Genomic DNA, 26,777 nt, shown 5'->3' on the forward strand with positions numbered 1-26,777 from the left:
CTATTTCTGTAATGAGTAACCTTCTTCCGAAAGAAGATCTCGGAATCGGTTCCATTTTTCCTCGTCTAACGGAACTTCCAGTTCCACAGATTGGGAGCTGAGATCTGCTTTGGCGGAGATCCCTTCGTTTGCGAAAATTTTTTGCACTGTGAGGACACAATGTCCGCAAGTCATCCCATCTAATTTGTATGAAGTCATATATACATCTCCTTAAGGAATCTTGATGAAATCGAAACGAATAGATGCATCGTTTGTGATTGTTTCGAAATCCAAAACCTCTTCCATATAAAAAATTCCAGTATCGTCTCTAAAGAACACTTCTTTTGCAGCCAAAGCAGTGATTTTTCCTGTCATTTCTCCTTCTTTGGTTCCTGCAACGATGGCTTCTTTTGTTTCGGTACCTTCTTCTTTTTGGACGTTGATCTTTACATGTAAGGCGTAGTCTTCCGAGCCTATATGAATGTTTTGGAATAGGAATACGAAAAGATTACGAATCCAATTGATTCTAAGAATCGAAAAAACTCCTAATTTCTTCAGCACTGCGATGGAATTTGTGATGAATCCAGAATCAAAACTCAATCTTGTGGAAACGGAATCCAAACGCAAAGTTTTAGGAAGTATATGTTGGTCGCAGAAATCAAATCTGTAAGCGGTTTTTGTTCCTAATTTTGCTCCGAAGTCCGCTTTTTTCGGGTCAGTGAAACTGGAAACCTTTTTGGGAATTCCTTTTTCTAATACGAAATAGTCTTTATTCAAATTATCTATCGTCCATTCGATGGCGGCTTTCCCGTGATTTTCACCTAATCCAAGTAAAACGGAAATATCTACGGAGTCGATTTTGCCGGTAGAGGGTCGTATTAAATGTTTTGTAAGTAAATTCGTAAGACCTGGGGCAAGCCCCACTCCTAATACGGCAATAGAACCTGGAGTTTTCTTTTCCGTTCTATATTTTTCGGCAAGAGAGATAAAGGAAGAAGAGGCGGAAATATCCAAATAACGGATTTGGTTTTCCATACAATAATTTAAAAAATCAGTATCGTTTTGGTCCAGGCAAACAACGACAAGGCGAGTGTCGGAAGGAATTTTGTTCCAATCCTGCTTATTTTTTATGTTTAGGGAGATTCTTTTTAAGTCGGGATAAAAACTTTCTTTTTTCTCAATACTTCCGGAGGATCTGCTGGCAATCATCAATTGGTTTTTGAATTCGGGATACAGTCTTTCAATGACAACTTTTCCTACCTGTCCATTCCCTCCCAAAATCAGTATTTTATCTTTTGCATACATATCGATCGGTACTTTCATACTTCTATTCTAAACCTTCCAACGATTGGAAGGTCAATACCCGATTCCGAAAAAAGCGAAAGAATAAAAAAAATATTTCCATAACCTTCTCATCATGTTAAGGTTGAAAAAGATGAATATCGGAGAAATCGCAAAAGTTTCAGGGATCAACGCCAGGCTGGTTCGACATTACGAATCCATAGGTTTGATTCCCAAAGCCTCCCGAAAGGATTCGGGTTACAGAGTTTATACGGACACGGATGCAAACGTATTGAAATTCATCAAAAGCGCAAGAGGGTTGGGGTTTTCTTTGGGCGAAATCAAACAATTAATAAGCCTTTGGAGAAACAAAAACAGATCCAGTGAACAGGTGAAGTCTCTTGCAAAAAACCATCTGAAGAGGCTGGAATCCAAAATCCAGGAATTGGAAAGTATGGCATCCACTCTCAGGCATTTGGCAAAATGCTGTCAGGGAGACAAACGACCGGAATGTCCCATTTTGGATGAATTAGAGAAAGGATAATCTCCCTTTTTTAAATCGGAGCTCCCTCATTTTTCCTTCGCAAAAACAAAAGAACGGGGAATTTTACTGAATTGCTTGTCTTTCCTTCTTTTGTTTGGGATAACGTAGTAACAAAGATTTCTCACACCTATGTCCATCAATCGATTCGATATCATTGCCATCGGCGGCGGTCCAGCCGCACAAAAATGTGCCATCCAGGCAACAAAAATGGGGAAAAAAGTAGCCCTCATCGAAAAAGACCCTTATTTGGGAGGAGGGTGTGTCCACTACGGAACCATACCTTCCAAAGCTCTGCAAGAGACGAGCAGGTTCTATCGAAATCTGAATCTTTCCACTGTGCATGGACTTCAAACCCCTCATATTGACCAGCTCACCTTATCCGAGTTAATGCATAGAGCTTCTACAGTCATCGAAAAAGAAGAAGATGTAACTAGAGAACAGATGATCCAAAACCGGGTGACGACTCTTACTGGCTGGGGAAAAATTTTAGACCCTCATAAAGTAGAGGTTACTGACTCCGGTGGGAGAAAAAAAATCTACGAAACAGACTACATTTTGGTCGCAACAGGAAGTTCCCCTAGACGACCGGCTAACGAGAATATTCCCTTCGAAGATGGATTGATCTACGACAGTGACGGTCTTTTTTCCATTAAAAATATGCCATCTTCCATTGCAGTGATCGGAGCGGGGATCATCGGTTCCGAATATGCGACTATCTTTTCTCATATAGGAATCAAAGTTCATCTTTTCGATTCCGCAGACCGCATTTTGGGATTTTTGGACAGAGAGATTTCGGAAGCTATGACCGGTTATATGAAACATGCCGGAATTCTAATCTATACGGGAAGATCCATCCAAAACTACAATAAGCTTCCTGACGGGAAAGGAATCGAACTCACAACCAACAAAGGGGAACAGATCACAGTGAATCAGGTTCTAATTTCCAGAGGAAGAGTGGGGAATGTGGACAATCTAGGATTAGAAACGGTGGGAATCTCTGTCAATGACCGCAAACAAATCGTGGTGAATGAAAATTACCAAACGAATGTTCCCAATATCTATGCTTGCGGAGACGTCATCGGATTTCCTTCCTTAGCCTCTGTGTCCATGTACCAAGGAACTTATGTAGCCAAACATATATTTGGTGGAGCTCCTCATCCTGTGGACTCCGATGATTTCCCTATCGGAATTTACACACTGCCTGAAATCGCAACCATCGGTCCTTCCGAAGAAGTACTGAAAGAAAGAGGAATCGATTACGGTGTGGGGATTGCCAAATTCGATACAATCACTCGGGCGCAAATCAGCGGAGATTCCGACGGAATGGTGAAAATTCTATACGATAAACCTACCAGAAGAGTGCTAGGAGTGCATATTATTTCCGACAAAGCCACGGAACTCATTGCTCTAGGGCAGTGCATCGTCAACCTAAAAGGTCCGATTGAGTATTTTACCGAACATATTTTCAATTATCCGACGATGATCGGAGCGTACAAAAATGCGGCATTTGATGCACTTCATAAAGAAAAATAGCATTTTTGTGAGAAAAGCTCTCTTCTAATTTGTCATCATTCATAGAGAAGAAAATAGATTTTACTTGTCAGAGCATCGATTCCTGAAACACACTTACCTTGTGTCAGAGAATCAAATCTCTATGAGCCAAATTTATGAAAAAAGTCATAAAAGGATTTATGACTTTCTCTATAAATACACCCAGAACGCGGATACGGCAATGGATTTGATGCAAGATAGTTTTCTTAGCTTTCACAAACATTATAGCAACTCCGGACTTTCGGAAGAAAAGTCAGTGATGGTTCTGTACACAATTGCACGCAATCTTTCTATCAACTATGCTAAAAAGTTTTCTACAACCAAGGAGATTTATTCGGAAGATATAGATCTACACAGCCACAATCCTAAATTGGAAAAACAGGCGGAATACCAAGATTTGGAAGACCGTCTTTACGGTTTTTTAGGAGAATTGAAAGAAGACGAACGATCTGCACTCCTTTTGAAGAATGTGGAAGGGTTCCAACTTTCTCAAATTGCGGAAATTTTGGATATTTCCGTCTCGACTGCTTCGCGTTTGGTGATACGCGGAACGGAGAAAATCCTTTCGATCGCCCAAAGAGAGAACTTGATTCCGGACTAACACATGAACGAAAATTTTGATTCAGAAAAACTCCGGTCTTTAGAAGAAAGGTTGGCCAAACCGGCAAAAGCCACTCTTCAACAGTCGTTTCCTTCTTGGGAAGAAATTTCCAAAAAACAAATGAAGTATGAGGATGTACCTCCTCCTTCTGCAAAGCCAAAAGTCATTTCTTTTCCTTATCGCATTCCTGTAGCAGTGGGGGCGGCAGTTTTAGCGGCGGCGTCTCTGTTTTTCGTATTTCTTCCTGCCCAAAAAGAGATGCCTTCCGGGGAAGAAGTGGCGGGGAAAAAAGGAAATCTTCCCGCACCTATTTACGATATTTTAAAAGGAACCGTACTTGCCGTCCAGGGAAACAACTTCGTTCTTCCAGTAGGTGGGACGGACAAAAAACCTCTGCAAAAAGGCCAATCCATCGCAGAAGGGGATCAAATCCTGACTGCATCCAACGGAAGCGTTGATATTGATTTTGAAAACAAAACATGGATTCGAATCGCAGGCGGTTCCGAAATCGAGATAGGAGAAATTAAAAAATCAAATTCCTCCTCCCGACAAATCCTGAAAGTCGCCAAAGGCAAGTTACTTGCTATGATAGGCAAATTAAAAAAAGATTCCCTCTTCCAAATCGCTTCCGGCGATGTTGAAACAACAGTTAGAGGGACCACTTTCAGCGTAAGTTATGACGGATCCCAAAGTATCGTTGCGGTGAAAGAAGGGGAAGTTGAAGTCAAAAGAATGGAAACTGCGGCAGAAACATCCATAATAAATGCAGATCATCAATTGACAGTTCCTCAAACGAAAATAGAGGGAAATCCCCAAATTCTTCCTTTGGAGAAAAAGACATTTAAAGAATTAGAATCAATGCAAATACAAATCACTCGCAATTTGGAGAACCTTCTTTATCAAGAATTTTCCCGATTGGAGCTGGTTCGATTAGAGAATGGAAAGGAATTAAGAGGAGTCATCTTAGGACAAACCGATTCTCATATTCAATTACAAACGGCGGAAGAGGGAATCATCGAAATTCCTATCTCTGAAGTATTAGAAACAGAAAAAATTAGATAAAAATAAGAAGTTTTTTGACATTTCTGTCTTGTATGACAGTCTTTCCTGAAGAGAAATTCCAGGAGAACGCTCCATACATGTCGAACGACTATAAAAAAGCATTTCGGTTTCGATACATTATCGATAAAGAGTTCCAATTTAAATTTTTACTGCATTATTCACTTCTTTTCATCTCCGGCGTGGTGGTGACTCTGGGATTTCTGTATTGGCTCAATAAATCGAAGTTTGACGGAGGTGCCGTTTTCCGTCTGCGCCAAGATGCACAAACAGTCTATTGGAAAGTAGAAAACGACGAAGCCACTACGGAAGAAGAAAAATTCAAATTTGTTCCTAGAGAAATTTATCTGCCGAATTACGATCATCAGTTGAATATGTATACGATTCAATTCGATGCGGTCGTTACTTTATCCGTCCTTTATTTAGCTCTCATCACTATCTTTTCCATCTTTAAATCCCATAAAATGGCGGGACCTATATACAGCATCAAACGTTCTCTTCAAAGGCTTGCTTCCGGAGATCCGATCGAAAAAATCCGCATCCGCAAAGACGATGAATTTCAGGAATTGGTGGAAGTTCTCAATGAAGTGATTCAAAAAAGAATGGCTTTGGTGGGAAAAGAAGCGAACGACAAAAAATAACTTTTTTTAAAAACCCTCCTTTTTAAAGCCTTGCACATCTTCTTCGTGCAAGGCATCATTATCTCTGAAAATTCTAAATTTATGAAACTCTTAAAAAGATTTTTGATCGTCTTTTCTATTCTTCTTATCGGCGGACTTGCAGTCGGTTTTTTCTGGCTTCGTTCTCTGTTTCAAGAACAGAGCGCATCGGAAGTGTTCTCTTTGAACGAATCTCTATCTTCTCGAAGAATTTTAGGAGTATTTGCTCATCCGGACGACGAACAATTGGTAAACAGTGTTTTCGTACGGGCCAAAAAATCCGATCCGAACACATTCACTGCCTTAGTGACCGCAACGAAAGGAGAAGCGGGAGAGCAGGTTCCGGTAGTCGCCAGACAAAAGGAATTAGGAATCATCCGCAAAGCGGAAGCGCTTAAAAATGGTTTTGCGATGGGAATCGATGAGCAGGAAGTTTGGGACTATCCGGACAGCGGTGTTCCGGAAGTTCCTATCCAAGAACTGAAAGAAAAAGTGAAGGCTTCCTTCGAAGCCTATCGTCCGGAAATTCTAGTTACTTTCTGGCCGGAAAGCGGTGCTACAGGGCACAAAGACCACAGAAGAATGGGACTTGTTGCCACTGAAGTCGCAAAAGAATGGAAATTTAATTCCAAAAACAGAAGTTATCCGGGGCCCAGATACATCGCTTATGTGATTACCCCCAGAAAAGCATTTCTTACGTTAGGCGGAGAAATCGGAAAGTTCGTTGCTGAAAACCAGCCGGATCCAACTCATTCTTTAGGAAGCGAAACGGACTCCAAACTGAAAGGTTGGGAAATCCATGCATCTCAAGGAGACTATGTTCGGGAAGCGTATGGAATTCCCGCAAGAATCCTCTATATGATATGGGACAAAGAGTTCTATTACGTTGTGGATTTGGAAAAACAATAAATGTTTCGTTTTGAAATAAATTTTAAAATATTTAAATAAATCCTTACTGCTTGGGCTGCATCGTACCCAAAATCTCCTTCTTCTATTACAGTTCTAAAATTATAAACCAGGCGGATCTCAATGCAATGGGCAAAAATCCCGTTTATACGGTTCAAAATTCCTGTTCGCCAAATCCGTAATCACTCCCAATCTCTATTCCTTCTGGAGTGATGGATCAATTTGCCCTTTTTATCGTAGATGATATTAGTCAAGGTGTAATTACAGAACTAGAAATTGTTTTCGAAGCTCACTTAATCAATGATTTAGGATTAACAGAACAGCAAATCCTAGATTTAATTTATTGCAAATGATCGCATATAAAATTGCTTCTTCATAAGAGGTAGATAAAGTCCCGCCATAAGCGGACGGAACCTCAAATAGTGGAATGGAATGTAGTGTTACCTATGTGACTTGCCATACAAAACGATAAATTCGCAATGCGACATAATGTGAATTATGGGAAGTAGCATATTGCCTCATAATAGATAGTATCTGAAATCAAAATAAAGCTTCAAAAGGAAAAGTATTCGAAACCATAGCCCCATTGCATCCTTGTAGGCACATTGCAAGATTCACAGATAAGACCTGATTTATTTGTAGTGAAATACAAATGATTTAAGAATATTTCCTTTGTGAGTTCTTTCGTAAAAGAAAACTATCCGATCCATTCGTCTCTTCCTGAAATTTTATCCTCTCTTCAAAATCATTCTCTTACCATTCTGGAAGCTCCTCCCGGGTCCGGAAAAACCACCGTGTTGCCTTTGGAAATTCTAAACACTGAATTATTGGGAGAAAAGAAAATACTCATTTTAGAACCGAGGCGGATGGCTGCAAGAAACGCTGCCTTACGTATGAGCGGTTCTCTCGGCGAAGAAGTCGGCCAAAAGGTTGGATACCGAATTCGTTTCGAAACAAAAATCAGCAAAAATACTCGTATCGAAGTCATCACGGACGGGATTTTTTCCAAAATGTTATTAGATGATCCTGAGTTGAAAGATTACGGTTTGGTTTTGTTCGATGAATTTCACGAACGAAATTTGGATTCTGATTTTTGTTTCGCACTCTGCAGAAGAACTCAGGAATTATTTCGACAGGACTTGAAATTGATGATCATGTCCGCAACCTTGGACGGATTTTCCCTCCCAACCCAAAATCAGGAACATTCCCAAGTAAAGTCTGAAGGAAAGATGTTTCCAGTGGACATACGTTATCTGGGAGATTCTTCCAAAAGGCTCAGTGAAAGATTGGCGGACATTCTTCCCAAAGTGGCCGACCAAACGGAAGGCAACATCCTTGTATTTCTCTCCGGCGTGGGAGAGATTTTGGAAGCGGAAAACCTATTGTTCGGAGAAAGAAGTAAACTCTCTAAAGAAATCAAAGTTCTCAAATTGTACGGAGAAATGAATTTCGAAACGCAGAAAGAGATTTTCATTCGCTCTCCGGAAAGAAGAATCATACTCTCCACAAATATCGCAGAATCTTCGGTAACCATTCCGAATGTCAGAGTCGTGGTAGATTCAGGATTTTGTAAAAGAGCCGTGTTCGATCCAGGATCGGGACTGACTCGCTTGGAAAGAAAAAGGATCAGCCTTGCATCCGCCAAACAAAGGTCAGGAAGGGCAGGGAGAGAAGCGCCAGGAATTTCCATTCGGATGTGGTCTGAAGAGGAGGAAAAAAATTTCATCACTTCCCACCCTCCCGAAATCCTGGAAGGAGACATTTCCAAAGCGGTTCTTATGTCCAAACAATGGGGAGAAGAAATCTACGACCTTCCCTTAGTCAGCAAACCTTCTTTAGGTGCAATCAAAGAGACGGAAAAACTTCTGACTCTCTTGGGATTACTAGATGAAAAAAATAAAATCACCGAACTGGGAAAATATGCACTGAAACTGCCATTGCATGTTCGTTTGGCGGGAATGTGCCTTCTTATGAAAGGAACAAATTCTGAATTTTCCGTCTCCGAACTTGCTACTTTGATTTCCGAAAAAGACATACTCGGATCCGGTTCAGAAAACCCCGATTTTTTATTGAGATGGGAGAAATGGAAAGAAAAAAGAAGCCTCCCCTCTTCCTTAGTTTCCAAAATGGAGCAGTCTTCCCGACAATTGGATTTACTCCTCAAAGATATACCTTCCATTTTCGATCTATCGAACAAATTGTCCGGTTTTAAGATCGGGATTGCAGGCGTTCTTTCTCTCGCTTATCCCGATAGAATCGCCAAACAAAGAATCAGCGGATCAGGCAGATACAAATTGTTCAACGGCAAAGGAGGGTTCTTAAAAGAAGGAGTCCTAAACGATTATCCCGAATACATTGTAATATTGGATTCGGACGGACATCCTGTAGATGCGAAGATTTACTCTTATCTTGCCGTATCGGAAAAAGAACTTCTAATGCTTCATTCCGAAAAAAGAACCAAACGAACCGTAGCTGTTTTAGAAGAAAAAGAAAAAAATCAAAAGGTTCTGCAATACTTCGAAGAGGAAACTTGGGGAGAAATTTCCATTCAAAAAAATAGAATCTCTTCCCCTTCCGATTCGGAAAAAGAAAATGCGATTTTAAATTTTTGGAAATCTTACGGAATTTCGCGTTATCTGAAAGAGAACGATTCTTTGAAACAACTGGTGCATCGAATGGAGCTTTTGATTCAAAACGGTTTTGCTCTCCCTTCTTTGGAAGAAGATGTTTTGATTGCCGGTTTGAAAGAATGGCTTCTTCCATTTTATTCCTTTAACTCAGGGAAATTGGATCTTTTCGGAATCGATTTCAAAGAAGCGCTGCTTTCCCGTCTCAACCATTCGGAAAGAGAGATCTTAAACAAAGAAGCTCCTTCCTTACTCATTGTACCCAGTGGATCTTCCATTCCGATTTCGTACGAAGATTCGGGTCCTGTTTTGGCAGTGAAACTTCAGGAAGTTTTCGGGATGAAAGAGGTTCCTAAGATTGCAGGAAAAAACGTGGCAATCACATTACATTTATTATCTCCTGCCAAACGCCCCGTGCAGGTAACTAAGGATTTAAAGAATTTTTGGGACAGTACGTACCATGAAGTCAAAAAGGAACTGAAAGGAAGATATCCGAAACATCCTTGGCCGGACTCCCCTTGGGAAGCTGTGGCAAGTAAGGGAACCAAAAAACAACAATTAAAGTAATCGTTCGTATGTGGAGATCCATCCCTTGTAATTGACTGCGAACTTAGCTTGGCAGCTTGGGCAAGAGTGGTCTCCTTTGCTTTGCCAACGAAGAGTCTGTCCGCATTCCGGACATCCGATCCTTTTTTCCCCTTCGATGGAAACATCTCTCATTTCATTGGCAGGATTTTCCGTGCTAAGATGAGTTTCCAAGGCCAGTTTGGCTTCCAAAATATCGGAAAAAAGAGAAAAGGTGTCTGCCATTTGGTGGCTTTCTAAAATTTGTTTCCATTCGGGTGAAATTCCGGAAAGAGCCACTTTAGAACCTGTGGCTTTGGCACGGTTGGAGATTTTTTTGAGGTATTCTACCCCTACTTCATCAATGGAAGCAAGCTCGGAAAAATCCAAACAGAATAAACTAGGTTCGGAACTGGTCTCTTTGATGTTTAAGTATAAATCGGAACCCATTTCCGCAGAAAGATGACCTGAAAGACGAATCAAAAGAGACTTCAATGAGCTTTTTCCTCTTTTCTGATCTTCGGTAGAGATTCTGTATTTACAAGGAATTTTGCAGAAATTACATTATTTCTTAGGTATGAATTTTATCCCGAAACGTTACTGGGTTTTTCCTGTAGACATCAGCTTTATGGTGCTGTCCTATTTTCTAGCACATGTGGTACGTTTTGAAGACTTTCGATTTTTAGACAATCGGGAGGAATTCTGGACTTGCACCGCTATCGTTGTGCTCAGTAGAACAGTCGTTTTCTATTATTCTGGAATCTACCGCTCTCTTTGGTCTTACGCTTCCTTACATGATCTTTTGGAAATCATCAAAGCGACCCTTCTTTCTTCCTTAGTCGCTACCATAGCCATTTTATTCTACAATCGTTTCTCTCAGTTGTCCCGTATGGTTCCTATTTTGGACACCTTAATTTTGTTAGGTTTTCTTTGTTTGAGAAGTTTAAGCTGGAGAATGATCCGGGACCAAATCTTTCAATCCAGAACCAAAGACGGAACCCCTATCCTGCTGGTCGGTGCAGGGAAGTTAGGTGCTACCTTTCTTTCAGAAATCAGAAGGCACAATGAATTGGATTTAAATCCGATCGGCTTTTTGGATGACAACGATTCCAAAGTAGGAGGATACATCCAAGGGATTCCTATCCTTGCCGTATCTACGGAAGCGGAAGAAATCATATACAAATACGGTGTGAAAAAAGTCATTATGACCGCTTCCCAGCCTGACGGGCGTGTGGTGAGCAAACTGATGAAAGTCTGTGAAACTGCGGGGATCGAATTCAAGATTCTTCCTTCCTTCGGGGAATATCTTTTGGAAAAACCGAAAATCACCCAATTGAGAGAAGTGCAGGTAGAGGATTTATTGGGAAGACCCACTGTGGATTTGGAAATAGAATCCATTCGATCCTACTTGGAAGGAAAAGATATTTTAGTCACAGGTGCAGGCGGATCTATCGGATCCGAAATTTGCAGACAAGTGGCGCTCTTTCGTCCCAAAAGTTTAACTCTTTTGGATGCCGCAGAAACTCCTCTCTATGAAATCGATTACGAACTTAGGAAAAATTTTTCCAATCTAGGCATAGAATTCAAACCTGTCATTGCGGACGTAAAAAATCTATCCCGCATTTCCGCAGTGTTCGAAGAACACAGACCTTCCGTAGTCTTCCACTCCGCAGCATACAAACATGTTCCTATGATGGAGATCAATCCTTCCGAGGCCATCCTCAATAACGTAATGGGAACAAAAAACGTAGCAGACGTTTGTCGATTGATCGGAGTAGAACGTTTTGTACTCATTTCCACGGACAAAGCGGTGAATCCAGTGAACGTAATGGGGGCTACCAAAAGAGCCGCTGAAATTTATTTACAACATATCTCTCAAAATTCAAGAACCAAATTCATTACGGTTCGGTTCGGAAACGTTTTAGGATCGAACGGATCCGTCATTCCCAGATTCAGGGAACAAATCAAAAGAGGCGGTCCGATTACTGTAACCCATCCCGAAGTCATTCGTTACTTTATGACCATCCCTGAAGCGACCCAGTTGGTGTTGCAAGCTGCCTCTATGGGAGAACACGGAGAAATTTTTATTTTGGATATGGGAGAACCTGTGAAAATTCTCTCTTTGGCGGAAGAAATGATCCGGCTGTCGGGATACACTCCTCACAAAGATATTAAAATCGAATTTTCAGGTCTTCGTCCCGGAGAAAAACTCTTCGAAGAACTTCTATTAAACGAAGAAGGGATCAAAAAAACCCATCATCCTAAAATCAGAATCGCAGCTCCTTTGGAAAATTATAATTTGCTTCTTTTCCAAAACAAAATCAATAAGTTGTTCTCATTAGCGAAAGCGAATAAAAATAGAGAAATATTCCCTGCCATCAAAGAGATCATTCCCGAATACAAAATTCACGACGAATATTTGGAATGGGAAACCAATGCAGGAAAAAGGAATTTATGAGTCAGTCTTTAAGCCCGGAAGAAATTACCACACTGAGAGAATTTAAAAGGGATCTTTTCAATTTATATTGGGAAAAATTCGGGGTGTTTTATATCCATGTGATGCCTCATCCCAAATTGGAAATCGGAAAAAGAGGTCTCATCAATGCGGAAAAAGAATCTGGAATCGTTTTGGTATTCGGAGACAAAGCTGTAAAGGTTTTAGACAGCCAGCCCGATTACCTATTCGCCGAACTTCAATTCGGTTCCGCTTGGGAACCTACCATCATTCCTTGGGATGCGGTGTTTCGCATCTACGATAAATACCAAAACTCCGCTTCCCAATTGAGATTTTTACAATTGGATTCGGGACTTGATGTGGCAGCGGGCAAAGATCCTGCGAAACCTAAGGAAAAACAAGAACATTCTAAATTAGATTATTCTGAAGAAGGAAATGTAATACGGGTCGATTTCGGAGGTAAAAAACAAGAATGAACTATTTTTCAGTCACTCGCGGAGATATTGACGGCTTTTTCGGGCTAATGGTGGACAATCTCATTCAGCTTCTTGTTCTTACAGGTTTATGCATCGGTTTATGCGGCTTCCCTCTCGATTTCATCACTTCCGTAGTGCTTCCCGGAGCTGCCATTTCCCTTTTGGTAGGAAATTTATTTTACTCCTGGCAGGCTTATAAATTAGGAATTCGATTCCAACGAACAGATGTTACGGCTCTTCCTTACGGAATCAATACTGTTTCCCTATTCGCTTTTTTGTTTTTCATTATGCTGCCGGTGTACCAATCCACCGGAGATTATAAATCCGCTTGGAAAGCCGGTCTACTTGCTTCTTTCGCATCCGGTTTGATCGAAGTTTTAGGTTCTTTTTTTGCCGAAAAAATCAGAAAGTCCACTCCTAGAGCGGCACTTCTTTCCGCACTTGCGGGAATCGCTGTCACTTTCATCTCCATGGATTTTCTATTGAAAACCTTTGAACATCCATTAGTTGCTTTTCTTCCTTTAGGAATCATTCTTTTACAGTATTTCGGAAAGGTAAAATTCCCTTTCGGAATTCCAGGAGGACTCGTTTCCATTCTTTTAGGAATCGGTTTATCTTATTTATCCGGTCTTTTGGGAAGTCCCATTTACCAGGAAGGGGGTTTGGAAAGAGGAGTTTCCACGATCGGTTTTTATCTTCCCTATCTAGCATTAGGTGATCTTATCGATGTTTTAACTCTCACCAATATAAAAGCATATTTCGCAGTCATCCTACCTATGGGAGTCTTCAATGTGATCGGTTCCCTACAAAATATAGAATCTGCGGAAGCTTCCGGAGACAGTTTCGATACGAAATCCTCCCTTCTTGTCAACGGACTGGGAACCTTGGCAGGGTGTTTATTCGGATCCCCTTTCCCTACTACGATCTATATCGGTCATCCTGGATGGAAAGGACTGGGGGCCAAACACGGATATTCTGTGTTAAACGGAATTTTTATCACATTCATCAGTTTGTTCGGACTGATGGGAATTTTACAGGCTTTGATTCCGATTGAAGCGGGAATGGCGATCGTACTTTGGATCGGTATCATCATTGCGGCGCAGGCCTTCCAAACGACACCGAAACATCACTCTCCTGCTGTTGTCATCGGGCTTCTTCCTGCTTTTGCAGGCTGGGCGGTGCTCATCATCCAAAACGTATTTATGTTTCTGGACGGAAAACTGCAAGGTATCTTACAAGAATTAGGTGCCGCAAAATCGTTCCATTTTTATCTTTCCGATCTTTCTCCTCATCTTCCTTTTTTGCCCTATGCACTGGGAGGGATTCTCTCTCTTTCCCAAGGATTTTTACTCTCTTCCATGGTTTGGGCTTCTATGGTGGTTTTTCTATTGGATCGAGAGTTTGCAAAGGCGGGAATTTGGGCGCTTATCGGTGCGGCTCTTTCTTTATTCGGATGGATTCATGCGTATGAATTGGCAGGCAATGCGATTTTAAATCAATTCACTTCCATCGCCTCTTGGCACTTCCCTGTCGCTTATGCAAGTTTAGCAGCATTGTTTTTTCTCACTCATTTTCTGCAGAAACCGCAGAACCGGGCCAATCCTTCTTAAAAAGGGTTGTAATATTTAAGAAAATAGGCACCGTAACAGGTCTAAATAGAAAAGAGAAATCGATAAAACCCGGTTTCTCAAGGAGAACGTAGTTTCTATGACTTGGATCAAACGTATCGGTTTTTTCCTACTCACAAATATATTGGTGATGGCCACCTTTTCCATAGTAACGAACATTGCCGGTTACTTTGGATTCAGCTTACATGCATTCGGATTAGACTTAGGTAGACTTCTGATCTTCTGTTTTACATGGGGTATGTTAGGGTCTCTTATTTCCCTATTCTTATCCAAGTTCATGGCAAAATGGATGATGGGTGTACAAATCATCGATCCTAAAAAAGCTTCCGCAGCGGAAATGGAAGTATATCGTAAAGTTGAATCTCTTGCACAAAGAGCCCACTTACCGATGCCAGAAGTAGGGATTTATCATTCAGAAGAAGTAAACGCATTCGCAACAGGACCTAGCAAATCGAGCGCTCTAGTAGCGGTTTCCAGCGGCCTTTTGAACAGAATGAACTCTCAGGAATTGGAAGGAGTGTTAGCTCACGAACTATCTCATATTGCCAACGGAGATATGGTGACATTGACTCTCATTCAAGGTGTGATCAACGCCTTCACAATGTTTATTGCTCGTATCATTGCCATGTTGGCCGCCAATGCGGTGCGCGGAGGAAGTGATGATAGAGAAGGCAATCATGGGACGGCTGCCATCGTACAGTTCGTCGTGACCATCGTTCTGGACATTGTGTTCTCTATCTTGGGATCAATCGTTGTCGCTTATTTCTCAAGACAAAGAGAGTTCCGTGCGGATGCAGGAAGTGCAAAACTTGCAGGAAGAGAATCCATGATTCGTGCTTTGGAGAGTTTGCGAGGTTTGTCGGGACAACCTGAAGATGAAAGAGGAGCGGCGATCGCTTCCTTCAAAATCTCCTCTCATAAAGGAGGATTCTTCTCTTTATTTGCAACCCACCCTCCTCTGGAAGAACGAATTGCAGCCCTAAAAGCGGCAAGATAAACCTCAAATTTCCAGATTCCTGAATGAAAAGGCCGGATTCTTCCGGCCTTTTTGCTTGTCATATCCCAGCGAAATCAGATTCCATTCTCTTATGTCGATTGTAAAATCCAAGATCCGAACCATTCCCGATTACCCGAAACCAGGCATTCTCTTCAGAGACATCACTTCCCTTCTTATCGATCCGGAAGGCTTTCGACTTACCATTGGAATGTTCGTAGAAAGATACCAAAAAGAAAACATTCAAAAAATCGCAGCAATTGATGCGAGAGGGTTCATCACAGGAGCCGCACTTGCTTTTCAATTGGGAGTTGGATTCGTTCCCATCCGTAAAAAAGGAAAACTTCCAGGCACTACAATCTCTCAATCTTACTCTTTGGAATACGGAGTCGACCATGTGGAGATCCACGTAGATGCGATCGCTCCAGGAGAAAAGGTTTTGATTATGGACGATTTAGTGGCGACCGGAGGGACTTTGGAAGCTTCCATCAAACTGGTGCAAAGTTTGAAAGGGGTGGTTCATGAATGCGCAACAATCATCGACTTACCGGATCTAGGCGGAGCCAAAAGAATCAAAGAACAATTCGGAGTGAATGTTTACTCCATTTGCCAATTCGAAGGCCATTAAGATTCACTCACTAAGACAAAGTTAGGGGAAACTTTTCCAGTTTTCCCCTTTCGTCTTATCCACTCGGATACTCACTTCATTTCCCAAAAAATTCCAACGAACCGTAAATAGTTTCTTTAAGATGTGAATTCCTCTTCCAGTAGGAATGAGTTTGCGATCCATCTCTAAGGGACTAGGAACTGCTCTAGGATTAAAACCTTTCCCTCTATCGATCACATAAACATCTATATAACGGGAAGATTCGAACACATGTACCGTGATGGTATCATCGCCTCTTTTCCCTCCGTGCTCCAGCGCATTGTCTAAGGTTTCATCCACTAAGATTTGAAACCAAAACGAATCCATAAGTTGTTTCCAATCCCTCTGGTCGTACAACTTCCAAAGTTTTTCCTTCAACTCTCTCGAACCCTGCATGGTGGCGACATTACTCGATTCGAAAATTTTCTGACTCGATTCGAAGATATAGGAAAATGGATGTGTCAGATATTCACTTGCAAAAGAAAAATGAATCAGAAAAGCGAAAAAACAAAGCAGGAAATACAAATCACTGAATACTAGAAAATGCAGATAATAACGTTTGAAGTTGGGAACCCATGTGTCCGACTGAAATAAGAAGATAGATATAAACAATGTTAGCAGGATGCATCCGTAAACACTGTACATAAAATCTTGGATGGCGGGAAAACTAAACTTGAGTTTGATGGAGATTACTGAAATTAAAATGATGAACGAAACAGTATAAAAGACGGGATAAAAATATTCCAAAAGAATTTTACTCGCAAGAGGATTCATTTCGTTGGAAAGACCCCAGTCGATGAGAAGAAGCATCGAACCGGCCCCGAAAACAACCGCTACAAAAATGGACAATAGGGGATAATTTCTGAAATAAGTGGGGAATTGAAGTCCGAAAAAAAGCAAAGAATAGGTGAAGAATACAAGAAAGGTTGGTACTGTGTGAGGGTTTTCCAGAGAATGGAAATGAAAAAAAGTAGAATCCACGAGAAAGCCGAGATTCCCTAGAAAAAAGAACCCTGCCAGGATCGAAAAACTAGTCTTCATCGGTGTGCGCGGGTTTTTGCTGAAAGATACAATCCCTGCGATGGCAGAAATCAGTGTGGTCAAAACAACAATGCACGACTCAAAGAAACTCATAAAGATTCAATACAAAAGCTTCCTAATTAGATTTGCCATTGCCAGCATTATTTTTCAAACTTCCGTTTTTGTTTTTCCGAACGACTTGGGTTCCGAAACGACAAAACAACCGAGTATGGATACTGTCAGAAAAGGAGTCGTACAAATCAGAGTTTTTTCCCAAGCGAACGATCCCTACTCTCCCTGGCTTTCTTCCAATATTTCCGGCTCCACAGGAACCGGTTTTTTAATCGGTAAAAACAGAATATTAACAAACGCTCATGTTGTTTCCAATGCCAAATTCATAGAAGGGCAAAGGCACAACCAAACCGAATGGTTTCAGCTAAAAACGGTCTTTGTCGCCCATGACTGCGACCTGGCCATTTTGGAAGCGGACTCTTCGAGCTTTTATCAGGACAGTTATGATTTTACGATCGGCTCCATCCCCGAATTAGGATCCCCTATCGACATCATCGGTTATCCCATCGGAGGAAGTAAAATTTCGATCAGTAGGGGAATCGTTTCCAGAATCGAACAATCCACATACGCCCACTCACAGGTTGACAGCCATTTGGTGATCCAGGTTGATGCGGCGATCAATCCGGGAAACTCTGGAGGTCCTGCCTTACAAAACGGAGAAGTTGTAGGAGTCGCTTTTCAGGCAGCCACCAAAGGAGAAAACATAGGTTATATCATTCCCACAAAGGTAATACAACATTTCATCAAGGACGTGGAAGACGGGCATTATGACGGTTATGTGGAACTGGGAGTCCATGTTCAGCCTTCTTATTCCAATACGCAGAGAAAGTTCAAAAAAATCCCCAAGGATTTAGAGGGAGTTTTTGTAACTAGTGTGATCCGAGGAGGATCTGCGGAAGGTTTTCTGCGTCCTGGAGATTTTTTGGCTTCCATCGACGGTCTTTCCATAGGTAAAAACGGAACGGTGAGTTATGATTCCGAATCCAGGATCGATTTCGTAGAGATTGTGGACAATAAGTTCGCAGGAGAAGAGATCAAATTCGAAGTGATCCGAGATGGAAAGGAAATCACAGTGACTTTCCCCGCCAAAAGAATGACCTCCATGGATTTTATGCGTTCCAAATACGATGAACCCTTCCCCTACTTCGTTTTCGCAGGATTAGTATTTCAACCGATGAACCGAGATGTATTGGAATCCTGGGTTCGCACGGGACAAGCGACAGGGAACAGTCAATTTCTATACCGGTTTCAATACTTTCCTGAGATCAGGGAAACAGAAATAGAAGATGTGGTTTTGTATAGGAAACTTTCTCATCCGATCAATTCTTCCTTGGACTATTTTCTGAATATGACCGTAGATTCGGTGAATTTCAAAAAGATAAACAGTTTGAACGATCTCAAACAAGAACTCACAAATTCTAAATCCAAATTCATCACAATCCGATTCAAAGACTTGAACCTTCCTCTGGTTTTAAATAGAGAAGAAGTTTTGGCAGCCAATCAAGAAATTGCAAACGGTTATCATCTTGTAGGTAAAGAATAATGAATCGTAATTCTTCCATATCCCTTATCACTCTCTTTCTTTGTTTCGTTTCTTTACCTATATTCGGAAAAACATCCGCAGTAGAGAAAGAAGACAACTCCATCGTACAAATCAAATCCACAGTGCAATACCCCAATTTTGCAGAACCTTGGAGATACAAACATCCGGAAACAAGAACCTCTTATGGAGTCGTGATCGGAGAAAATCTAGTTCTCACTACCGCTCAAACAGTCTATTACCAAACAAATATAGAGATTCAAAAATTCGGATCTTTAAAAAACTTTTCAGCAAACATAGTTAAGTTGGATCCGGATCTGGGTTTGGCCATTCTAAAGGTGGGGGATTCCGAATTCTCCTCAGGGCTCAAAGCAGTCAGTTTTCCTTCGGAAGTATTTCTTCCCTCTTCCGGACTTGTCATCGAATACCAGGAATACCGAAACCTATCCGAAAAAAAGATCAGAAGCATCAAACTGGACATAGACCAATATACGAACGGTTATGTGGAACTTCCTTATCTGGAAGTTCAATCCGACGAAAAGATGGACGGAATCGGAGAATTGGTCGTAGAGGAAGCATCCCGCATCCCTCAAGGAATACTCATCCAATTCAAAGATTCCAGTCATTCGGGCAAATTGATACCCAGCTTCACCATCAAACGATTCATTGAATCGACTGAAAAAAACGCATTCTCCTACAAGGGATTTCGTTATCGCTCATTAGTCGATAAAACCTCCAGAGAATTTTACGGAGTGAAAAAAGAAGACCAAGGGATCATTGTCGCAGAAATTTATCCTGGCACTCCCGCATCTAAACTACTGAAGTTGGAAGACGTAATCGTGGAAGCGGGTGGATACAAAATCGATCCGAAAGGATACTTCGACCATCCAAAATACGGAAAGATATCTTTGGCTTATCTATTTCACTCAGGAGATGATTTAGGTTTTAAATCAGGGAAAAAGATTCCTCTTAAAATCATCCGAGCCAAAAAAATGGTACAAGTCCAAATGGAACTTGCCCCCTTCCCCGAATCCGCAGTTAAAATTCCTTACGGGAATACCAGATACAGAATTCCGAATTATATTATGTTAGGTGGAATTGTTTTTCAGGAACTGACAGAACATTTTCTTATGGAGCAGGGAAATCAATGGAGAGCAAGAAGCAATAAAGAGCTACTATATTTAAACGACTACCATAGAATTCAGAAAGAAGAATCCGAAGAGAAAGTTCTTTTATTGTCTCATGTATTTCCTATTCCGGGAAATCAGGCTTATCATTCCTTACGTCAATTGATTCTTAAATCGGTAAATTCCGAGAAGGTGAAAAATTTAGCGGATCTTCAAAGAATCGTTTCCGCAAACCAGAAAGACTTTCTGGTTTTGGAAACGGAAGATGGAACCCAAATCGTATTCGGCAAGGAAGAACTCGGAAAACTCAATGAAGAGGCAATGAAAATTTTCCGAATCGCTAAGTCTACGAATCTATAAACTAACCGAGTCCGATCTGATAGAGCATAGGCTTTGTAATAAACAAAGCCTTGATCAGAAATAACCCAAGTAAGGCGATTGTAAGAAGAATATATTCTTTTTTGATAAGAGATCTATCTTCATCTGCCAGTAAAATCAACGCAGGCAGAGAAAGAGTGAACATTCTGGAAACGTTTTCATACACGGACCAAAAATGATAAAACCCTGCCGTTCCGATCATAAACATAACCAGTAAAAAAGAAATCCTAAACTCCCAGCCTTTTTTGATCTTTCCGGTAAAAGGAAGAAAACTCCCTAACATGAATAATACGACCAAAGGAAATCTGGACAAAAGTCTTGCCGATTCCTTCCAAGAAATTTGTGCGGAAAAACTTGTAAAAATGGATTCGAAATAACGAATCATTCCTTCAAAAGGGAGAATAAACTCGGTTAAACGAGCGGCTCTCCAATTGGGGAAACGATAAGATAAATACAAATGCCAGGCAACAGGAATGACTAAAGTAGCCGCAATCAATGCCGCTTTTTTAATGTCTTTCTCCCAAACGGCTTTTAGGCCTAAAGGGAATAAAAAGAAAAGCGCAGGTTCTTTCGTTAGGATCGCCAAACTGGAAAGCAGAACGAAAAAAAGATTTTTCTCTTTTTTAAGACAGTAATAGGCTAAAATCACAAGAGATACCATAACGGAATCGCTTACCAAAACATAATAACTTCCCAAAGCGAACGGACTTAACAAGTACAATACGGATAGATGTTTTGAATCCTCCGAAAGCAAATTTCTAAGCGCAAAAAAAGAGAGAAGAATCAAAAACAAATTCCAAAAATACATCCCTAAAATCGAAAAGTATTTACCGAAAAATCCGAATAAGGAAATCAAAAAAGGATAACCGATACGAGGAGCTCTGTAGGATTCGTCGAATCCTTTCGGCCAATTCAATGTTAGGTTGGAAAGAGAACGAGAAAAATAATAGAAGATTTGCCCGTCATAACCCGCACCCAAATCTCCTTCTTCTCCTTTGAATAGAATTGCGGAAGAAGGAGTTTCTCCCTGATTTTGAAGAGCGAACTCTTTTCCGAAATTCACCATGGACGTCGGGTTCCATTCGTATTTTTTCCAATAACTGAGGGTAGTCACACCCCAAATGACTGCAAAAACGATCATCAAAACTTTTAAGTTTTTATCTAGGAACTTAAAACCGAACTCGACCTGGCTGTACAGTTTTTGCATAAAGAAACTCCTAACGATTCAGAGAAGATGAAATGATTTGTTCGAGTGTAGGTTGAAAAGCGTACGCACCGTCATACGTCATATGATGAGGATCGAAGAACATTTGTTTTACGGAAGAAAAATCCACTTCATTGTGGAAATTCTGACCGTTGGATTCTATATGAGTGCGTAAATGAGTCGTCATGCCCTGAAACCATTCACTTTTCGTATATAAAACGGATTCTACGGGGTTTTCGGGAGCAAGCACCAAAACGAAAGGAATATTTTTTTCCTTAAAGTAATCGGAGATTTCAAGAACTCTTGTGTATTCCATCCATGCTTCGAATTTGGTGGTACCGATTTTCTTTTTATTTTGCCTTAGTACATTCAAACGATACAATTCGTTCCTTTGATCCGCTGATTCCAACATCCTTTGGAAATAATCTTCATCGTATTCCTCGGAGGTCATTTCCGTAAACCGTACCTCATCATAGTAAGGTTCTCTCAGATAAGAACGATCCGCATAACTAGGTTCTTTGCAGAAATAATGGGACAACCGAACCCCTACAGGATAATCTTTTCCCGTTCTAAAAAGGTCGGCAGCTTTGGCGGTAGTATCCCCTTCCAGAACTTCTAATTTCAAAAAATAAGATTGAGAAGAAGGAAGAGAAAAACTTTTCCAAGCGATTCCCACCCAACCAGATTTGGAAAAAATGCGTTCTTCCGAATGAACGAGAGGAAGTTTTTTGAATGCATCCTCTTCGGTTTGATAAAAGGAAAACTTAATTTTAGAATGATTGCGTGAGAAGAAGATAGAGTCTTCTTCCTTTTTAGAAATATCACACTGCATAGATGCGGAAAGTTTTGTCCAACCTTTGGACCAAATCCCTTCTTTAGGAAGAGACCCCTGGTATTTATTATAACTTCTTCCGCTTCTGAAATGATTTTCTATATAAGTATCGATGGGATCCCAGAAGAACACTCTGTATCTACTGGCATAAAACAAAGATTTTGCGGCCAATTTAGAGATTTTTTTGCGGCCAATATCGAAAAAATAATCTTTTAGAAACTCAAGAGGATAAAACAATTTTGCAGGATATCTATCTGCGAACTCATCGATCCAAAGTTTTTTCTCAAAACGGAATTTTCCATTTTCGATAAACACATATTCCCATTGGAAGTCGGCAAGATTCAAAACATACATCACCATTTTAGGATTCGTTTTGACGATATCTTCCTTATAGTAGTACAAATCGGAAGGAGCCATTGCCACATGGGAATAAAAATCAACATTGTACGAGCCGTTCGCTCTTCGATTCAATACATCCGGCAGAACGGAATAAAGAGCAACGGAGCTTCCTGTCACAATGACTTTGTTCGGCGAAGAATCGGCTTTCAGATCTTTTCTTTTTTTCTCGAAATTGTACCAAGGAGAGGTATCCCACTCCATCTCATTCGGGAGATAAAAATAAAGCTGATTAAAAACCAAATAATCCAAAACGAGTGTTGCACCGAATAACAACACGAATAGAGCGAAAGCTCTTGCTTTGAGTGAAGTGCGGAAAAGATTCACGGGTATTTAGGAATGAATTTCAGTTTACGATAGAGTAATTTTTTAGCGAAGTCGATCGCGAGTTTCAAAACTTTAGAATTAAAAGAACTGTTAGAGAACACATAAGTGATCGGAAGCTCCTTAATGGTTCCGCCTTGCAGAGACACGATGGAAAGAGCTTCCATATGAAAGTCGAATGCTACGGATTCCAAAGGATAAGATGCGATTTTCTCAAAAGCCCATTTTGAATATCTTCTGTACCCGGAAGTACAATCTTTGATATTAGGCCCGATGATATTAAAAAGACCTTTCGACAAACAATAATTCATTGCTCTTGCCGCCAAAAAGGAAACCACTTTACGATAAAACGGCACGTTCACGGTGGATGTTCTGCTTCCGATCACCAAATCGCAATCAGGAAAGGCGATGAAGTCTTTCAAACGATTGGCATCATGAGAAAGACCGGCATCCATAGTGATGACCCAATCGTATTTGGAGGCGACGGCATATTTCATACCGTCCTGAATCCCTCCGGGGATATGAGTGTTCTTTTCATGGCGGATGACGTTCAGTCTTTTGCCGAACTCCGATTGCAATTTCTTCAAAATTTGAGGAGTTTGATCCTTCGATGCATCGTCCGTAACGGAAACATCCGCATATTGGATGGCTCCTCTTACGACTTCCTCAATCGTAGATTCTTCGTTATATGCAGGAATTACAACTAGAGTTTTGGCTGCCATATTATTTGCCGGCGATGTTGAATACTTCTTGGTTCGCCTCAATCCACTTCAGAAGTCGAGTAACGCCTTCTTTCGGTTTGATGGTAGGAGCGAAGCCGAATTTTTTAGCTTCCGTAATATCGCAGATGAAATATCTCATATCTCCAGGTCTTTCCACTTCGAACAATATCTCTTGTTTTTTACCTAAGATCTCTCCGATCAATTGGATACATTCCAAAAGGGAGATTTTATGAGGGCTAGCTCCTCCGATATTGTAAACTCCAGGAATCGGATTTTTGAAATAAGCCAGATAGGATTGTGCTCCGTCTTGCGCATGTAAGATGTCTCTTGTTTGTTTTCCCGTACCGAAGATACGAAGAGGAAGGCCGAAATGAGAACGAATTGCGAAATTCGCCACCCAACCGTGATCTTCTCCACCAAACTGACGTTCTCCGTAAATTCCAGTGAATCGAAAACTTGCAGCCTTGATTCCATACATATCCGTATAAGCTCTTACATAATGTTCCGCACTCATTTTAGAAGCATGGAGAGGGGAAATCTGACCCACCATCGTAGGTTGTGTTTCGGGAATCTCTACGGGAGATCTTTCGTATGCGGAAGTGCCTTCTTTCAAACTGTCGTTGATCGAGTTTCCGTAAACGTGAATGGAAGAAGTATTAACTACAGGGATCTTTCTTTTTCTGGCAACTTCCAAAACATTGAAAGTCCCGAGCACATTTGTGGAATAATCGAGTTCAGGATCTTCCCAAGAGATGGTCATCGCAGGTTGAGCCGCAGTATGAACGATATAGTCGCATCCTTCGGTTCTATCGGTAAGATGTTCCAAATTACGGATATCTCCCTTCACCATAGTCACACCAAGTGACTTCAGATAATTCCAGTTATAGTCTCTAGTTGCATCCGTTCCGTAACCGGTTCTTTTCAGTTCGTATTTAGTCATGCTGTCATAACTAACCACGTCCCAACCTTCTTTTCTGAATAACTCACAAACATGAGATCCCAAAAACCCACAACCACCAGTTACTAAAACCTTATTAGCCATTACGCTCTTCTCCTAGAAAAAACTTCTTTGTAATAATTAATTTATAAATGCTGAAAGCGTCCCGAACCATATCTGCAAAACTGTATTTTTTGCCGGAAACAGGTTTGAAATAAGAAACAGGAATTTCAATGCATCGCATATGGGAACGAACGATCTCGATCATCAGTTCCACCACGTACTTTCTGTCCTGAGCTCTTAATTGTTGTTTGGTTTGAGCATAAGACTCTTTCCAGATCGAAAAAAAGTGACAATCCGCATCCGTGAATCTAGGCTCTTGCCCCCACCAGAATATCTCCACCATTTTACCCATAAACAGATTCACCAATCTATACAAAGGACTTAGGTTGGAGCCTTGTTCGATCATCTGTCTTGTGGTTCTGGTACCGATCACCATATCGGAATCTTTCATGTATTCCAAAAGTTTCGGGAAATCTTTCGAACGGAAAGACCCGTCCGGAGAAACAACAACGATGATATCACCTGTTGCTTGTTCAATGCCTCGGCGAACCTGCTCTCCCAAACGACTCGCATCTCCGTCTCCCGGAAAAGTATAAACTTTTACCTTTTCCTTTTTACTCAAAGCGACAGTAGCGTCCGTTGACTCATTGTCGATCACAACGATTTCATGGAATTTATCCTTAAAATCGACAATCACATCCGTGATCGATCTTTCGTTGTTATTGGTAGGAATCACTAGAGAACATTTAAACTTGGAAAAAAGATCGTTTCTTACTTCATACACCGCATGATAGTAATCTTGCATGGAGTTGATGTTGAAATATTCGCATGTTAGGTGAGTTGCGTAAACTCCGCCTTCCGATTCTTTTGCCATCTTGTCGATGACGTCCGTGATTTCGATCACTCCCGATTTGGCGGCAGGAGGAGTTTGTTTGAAATATTCAAAATAACGAGGAGTGAAAAGATAGGATCCCAATCCCAATAGTTCGTTAGGCGGATCTTCCGGTTTTTCCACAAGATTGAGGATTTTATCCTCTTTTAATTCCACTGAATAATTCTTTCTGATGCGGGAAAGAAGAGAGGTTTTCACGATCCCGATGGAGGCGCAAAGTTTAGGATGCGTTTTTAGAGTTTTTAGAAATAATTCGTGATCGGTTTTATAATAGAATTCATCACCGAGTATGGTTAAAAAAGGTTCATTGATGAATTTTTCCAAACTGGCGATATCGGAAGCCAAACCTTTTTCCGTCCAGTGCGCAGGTTCGATGACGATTTTAGGCAATGCCTGACGGATGACCGCAATCTCCTCTAAGATTTGTTCCTTGAGGTGACCTACCAGAATGTATACTTTTTCCACTCCGAAGGTTTTGTACAATAACTCCACATTTCTATGTAGGATGCTTTTTCCTTCGATGACAAATAGAGGTTTGGGGATGAAACTAGTTCGCGGATAAGCGCGGGTGCCTTTTCCGGCAGCGGCGATGACCCCGATTCTGATCTTTTTCAATGTAAATCGAAGGTCTCGGCAACTAGGTTCTCGGTCAATTAGAAAAGGTTCTTCTCCACCTATAGATAGAGTAATCAAAATCCGGTTCCGGTGCCATAAACCGGCTCCAAATCGCCCAATTTTGCTTCTTGTGGTCCCAAATTTGGATCGGGTTTTTGTTCCCTAAACCGTTCAAATGGAACCCCCAAATTCCCTCTTCTCCGCTCGGCAGCGGGAAAGAAATTCCGATCGGCTCCCCGGAAACCCCCTCTAAAAAATAAGGAAGGGGAACATTCGTAAATGTTCCGAACAAACTGGAGGAAAGATTCCGATTTTCTCCCTTTCCATGAATTTGAAACGAAAGATGTTCACAATCGAACCGACGGAGCAGCCCTTTTTTCGTCTCAAATAATAAGCTGGAACGGACTTGGCAGGATTTAGGAAATAAATTCCAGATCTCTTCCTTCTTTTCCGCTCTTCCGGAAAACAATACCTCTTCCCAACCTCTCTCGGAATGGTATCTCAATTCCTGGGCTAAAAAAGAGGATTCTTTTTGATTGGAAATCAAATCCAAACCTAAGATCAAAAATCCATGTTCCGTTTTCATTTTGGAAGAAAGATAAATTCCGGAAGAAGGATTAGCGTTGATACTAATAGTGGAAAAAAGAAATTGAATTCCCCAGATAAGAAAGAGAAGGTTTTTCAT

25 protein-coding genes are annotated in these 26,777 nt (G+C 41.0%); 15 read left to right on the forward strand and 10 right to left on the reverse strand.

Annotated elements, in window-relative coordinates; all coding sequences use genetic code 11:
- Positions 1–198: a heavy-metal-associated domain-containing protein gene (locus EHS15_RS07365; protein WP_135759915.1), complete on the reverse strand. Its 198-nt coding sequence runs from the start codon at positions 196–198 to the stop codon at positions 1–3.
- A 12-nt stretch (positions 199–210) separates the two neighbouring features.
- The gene (locus EHS15_RS07370) at positions 211–1,302 is read right to left on the reverse strand and encodes a saccharopine dehydrogenase family protein (protein WP_135759916.1); all 1,092 of its coding nucleotides are present in this window, start codon (positions 1,300–1,302) and stop codon (positions 211–213) included.
- Positions 1,303–1,414: 112 nt separating this feature from the next.
- Here EHS15_RS07370 and cueR point away from each other — a divergent pair, with 112 nt between their 5' ends.
- The 8 genes from cueR to hrpB all read left to right on the forward strand — a co-directional run bounded on the left by cueR (position 1,415) and on the right by hrpB (position 9,774).
- On the forward strand, positions 1,415–1,804 hold the full coding sequence (gene cueR, locus EHS15_RS07375; RefSeq protein WP_135759917.1) for a Cu(I)-responsive transcriptional regulator: 390 nt from the start codon (positions 1,415–1,417) through the stop codon (positions 1,802–1,804).
- A 129-nt stretch (positions 1,805–1,933) separates the two neighbouring features.
- Positions 1,934–3,337, forward strand: a complete 1,404-nt coding sequence (sthA, locus tag EHS15_RS07380; protein WP_135759918.1) for a Si-specific NAD(P)(+) transhydrogenase — start codon at positions 1,934–1,936, stop codon at positions 3,335–3,337.
- A 121-nt stretch (positions 3,338–3,458) separates the two neighbouring features.
- Positions 3,459–3,956 carry an RNA polymerase sigma factor gene (locus EHS15_RS07385; RefSeq protein WP_135759919.1) on the forward strand — a complete coding sequence of 166 codons (498 nt, stop codon included), beginning with the start codon at positions 3,459–3,461 and terminating at the stop codon, positions 3,954–3,956.
- Positions 3,957–3,959: 3 nt separating this feature from the next.
- Positions 3,960–5,018, forward strand: coding sequence for a FecR family protein (locus tag EHS15_RS07390; RefSeq protein WP_135759920.1), 1,059 nt, complete (start codon positions 3,960–3,962; stop codon positions 5,016–5,018).
- A 77-nt stretch (positions 5,019–5,095) separates the two neighbouring features.
- Entirely contained in the window at positions 5,096–5,656 is a 561-nt protein-coding gene (locus EHS15_RS07395; RefSeq protein ID WP_135759921.1) for a methyl-accepting chemotaxis protein, read from the forward strand.
- Between the two features lie 81 nt (positions 5,657–5,737).
- Positions 5,738–6,583, forward strand: a complete 846-nt coding sequence (locus EHS15_RS07400; RefSeq protein ID WP_135759922.1) for a PIG-L family deacetylase — start codon at positions 5,738–5,740, stop codon at positions 6,581–6,583.
- 209 nt (positions 6,584–6,792) lie between these two features.
- Positions 6,793–6,933: a hypothetical protein gene (locus EHS15_RS19090; protein WP_167884182.1), complete on the forward strand. Its 141-nt coding sequence runs from the start codon at positions 6,793–6,795 to the stop codon at positions 6,931–6,933.
- A 321-nt stretch (positions 6,934–7,254) separates the two neighbouring features.
- Positions 7,255–9,774, forward strand: coding sequence for an ATP-dependent helicase HrpB (gene hrpB / locus EHS15_RS07405; RefSeq protein ID WP_167884183.1), 2,520 nt, complete (start codon positions 7,255–7,257; stop codon positions 9,772–9,774).
- Here the strand turns inward: hrpB and EHS15_RS07410 are convergent.
- Entirely contained in the window at positions 9,766–10,266 is a 501-nt protein-coding gene (locus EHS15_RS07410; protein WP_135759924.1) for an STAS domain-containing protein, read from the reverse strand. The two genes, hrpB and EHS15_RS07410, sit on opposite strands and share 9 nt — an antisense overlap.
- An 82-nt stretch (positions 10,267–10,348) precedes the next feature.
- Here EHS15_RS07410 and EHS15_RS07415 point away from each other — a divergent pair, with 82 nt between their 5' ends.
- The 5 genes from EHS15_RS07415 (at position 10,349) to EHS15_RS07435 (ending at position 15,952) form a co-directional block, all read left to right on the forward strand.
- The gene (locus EHS15_RS07415; RefSeq protein ID WP_210416318.1) at positions 10,349–12,229 is read left to right on the forward strand and encodes a polysaccharide biosynthesis protein; all 1,881 of its coding nucleotides are present in this window, start codon (positions 10,349–10,351) and stop codon (positions 12,227–12,229) included.
- Positions 12,226–12,702 (forward strand): ClpXP protease specificity-enhancing factor SspB, encoded by a 477-nt coding sequence (locus EHS15_RS07420; protein WP_135759925.1) that lies wholly within the window; start codon positions 12,226–12,228, stop codon positions 12,700–12,702. The genes EHS15_RS07415 and EHS15_RS07420 overlap by 4 nt, the downstream gene beginning before the upstream one ends.
- Complete coding sequence (locus EHS15_RS07425) at positions 12,699–14,312, forward strand: NCS2 family permease (protein WP_135759926.1); 1,614 nt, start codon at positions 12,699–12,701, stop codon at positions 14,310–14,312. The genes EHS15_RS07420 and EHS15_RS07425 overlap by 4 nt, the downstream gene beginning before the upstream one ends.
- Before the next feature lie 97 nt (positions 14,313–14,409).
- Entirely contained in the window at positions 14,410–15,327 is a 918-nt protein-coding gene (gene htpX, locus EHS15_RS07430; RefSeq protein ID WP_135759927.1) for a protease HtpX, read from the forward strand.
- A gap of 91 nt (positions 15,328–15,418) precedes the next feature.
- The gene (locus EHS15_RS07435) at positions 15,419–15,952 is read left to right on the forward strand and encodes an adenine phosphoribosyltransferase (RefSeq protein ID WP_135759928.1); all 534 of its coding nucleotides are present in this window, start codon (positions 15,419–15,421) and stop codon (positions 15,950–15,952) included.
- Between the two features lie 21 nt (positions 15,953–15,973).
- Here EHS15_RS07435 and EHS15_RS07440 read toward each other — a convergent pair whose 3' ends face one another.
- A complete protein-coding gene (locus EHS15_RS07440; protein ID WP_246051937.1) occupies positions 15,974–16,951 on the reverse strand; it encodes an ATP-binding protein in 978 nt (325 codons plus the stop codon).
- A 130-nt stretch (positions 16,952–17,081) separates the two neighbouring features.
- On the opposite strand from EHS15_RS07440, the gene EHS15_RS07445 reads away from it, so the two are divergent.
- Together EHS15_RS07445 and EHS15_RS07450 are read left to right on the forward strand one after the other, a co-directional pair.
- On the forward strand, positions 17,082–18,605 hold the full coding sequence (locus EHS15_RS07445) for a S1C family serine protease (protein WP_167884186.1): 1,524 nt from the start codon (positions 17,082–17,084) through the stop codon (positions 18,603–18,605).
- A complete protein-coding gene (locus EHS15_RS07450; RefSeq protein ID WP_135759930.1) occupies positions 18,605–20,089 on the forward strand; it encodes a PDZ domain-containing protein in 1,485 nt (494 codons plus the stop codon). Before EHS15_RS07445 ends, EHS15_RS07450 begins: the two co-directional genes overlap by 1 nt.
- Position 20,090: 1 nt before the next feature.
- On the opposite strand, the gene EHS15_RS07455 is transcribed toward EHS15_RS07450, so the two are convergent.
- The 6 genes from EHS15_RS07455 to EHS15_RS07480 are packed head-to-tail and all read right to left on the reverse strand — an operon-like array spanning position 20,091 to position 26,777.
- Positions 20,091–21,314 carry an AZOBR_p60025 family cell surface glycopolymer formation protein gene (locus tag EHS15_RS07455; RefSeq protein WP_135759931.1) on the reverse strand — a complete coding sequence of 408 codons (1,224 nt, stop codon included), beginning with the start codon at positions 21,312–21,314 and terminating at the stop codon, positions 20,091–20,093.
- 10 nt (positions 21,315–21,324) lie between these two features.
- Positions 21,325–22,866 (reverse strand): hypothetical protein, encoded by a 1,542-nt coding sequence (locus EHS15_RS07460; RefSeq protein WP_246051939.1) that lies wholly within the window; start codon positions 22,864–22,866, stop codon positions 21,325–21,327.
- Positions 22,863–23,585 (reverse strand): glycosyltransferase, encoded by a 723-nt coding sequence (locus EHS15_RS07465; RefSeq protein ID WP_135759932.1) that lies wholly within the window; start codon positions 23,583–23,585, stop codon positions 22,863–22,865. Before EHS15_RS07465 ends, EHS15_RS07460 begins: the two co-directional genes overlap by 4 nt.
- A gap of 1 nt (position 23,586) precedes the next feature.
- Complete coding sequence (locus EHS15_RS07470) at positions 23,587–24,627, reverse strand: NAD-dependent epimerase/dehydratase family protein (protein ID WP_135759933.1); 1,041 nt, start codon at positions 24,625–24,627, stop codon at positions 23,587–23,589.
- Complete coding sequence (locus EHS15_RS07475; RefSeq protein ID WP_135759934.1) at positions 24,620–26,092, reverse strand: nucleotidyltransferase family protein; 1,473 nt, start codon at positions 26,090–26,092, stop codon at positions 24,620–24,622. Before EHS15_RS07475 ends, EHS15_RS07470 begins: the two co-directional genes overlap by 8 nt.
- 34 nt (positions 26,093–26,126) lie before the next feature.
- On the reverse strand, positions 26,127–26,777 hold the full coding sequence (locus EHS15_RS07480) for a hypothetical protein (RefSeq protein WP_135759935.1): 651 nt from the start codon (positions 26,775–26,777) through the stop codon (positions 26,127–26,129).

This window comes from Leptospira idonii, from assembly GCF_004770995.1.
GTDB lineage: Bacteria > Spirochaetota > Leptospiria > Leptospirales > Leptospiraceae > Leptospira_A > Leptospira_A idonii.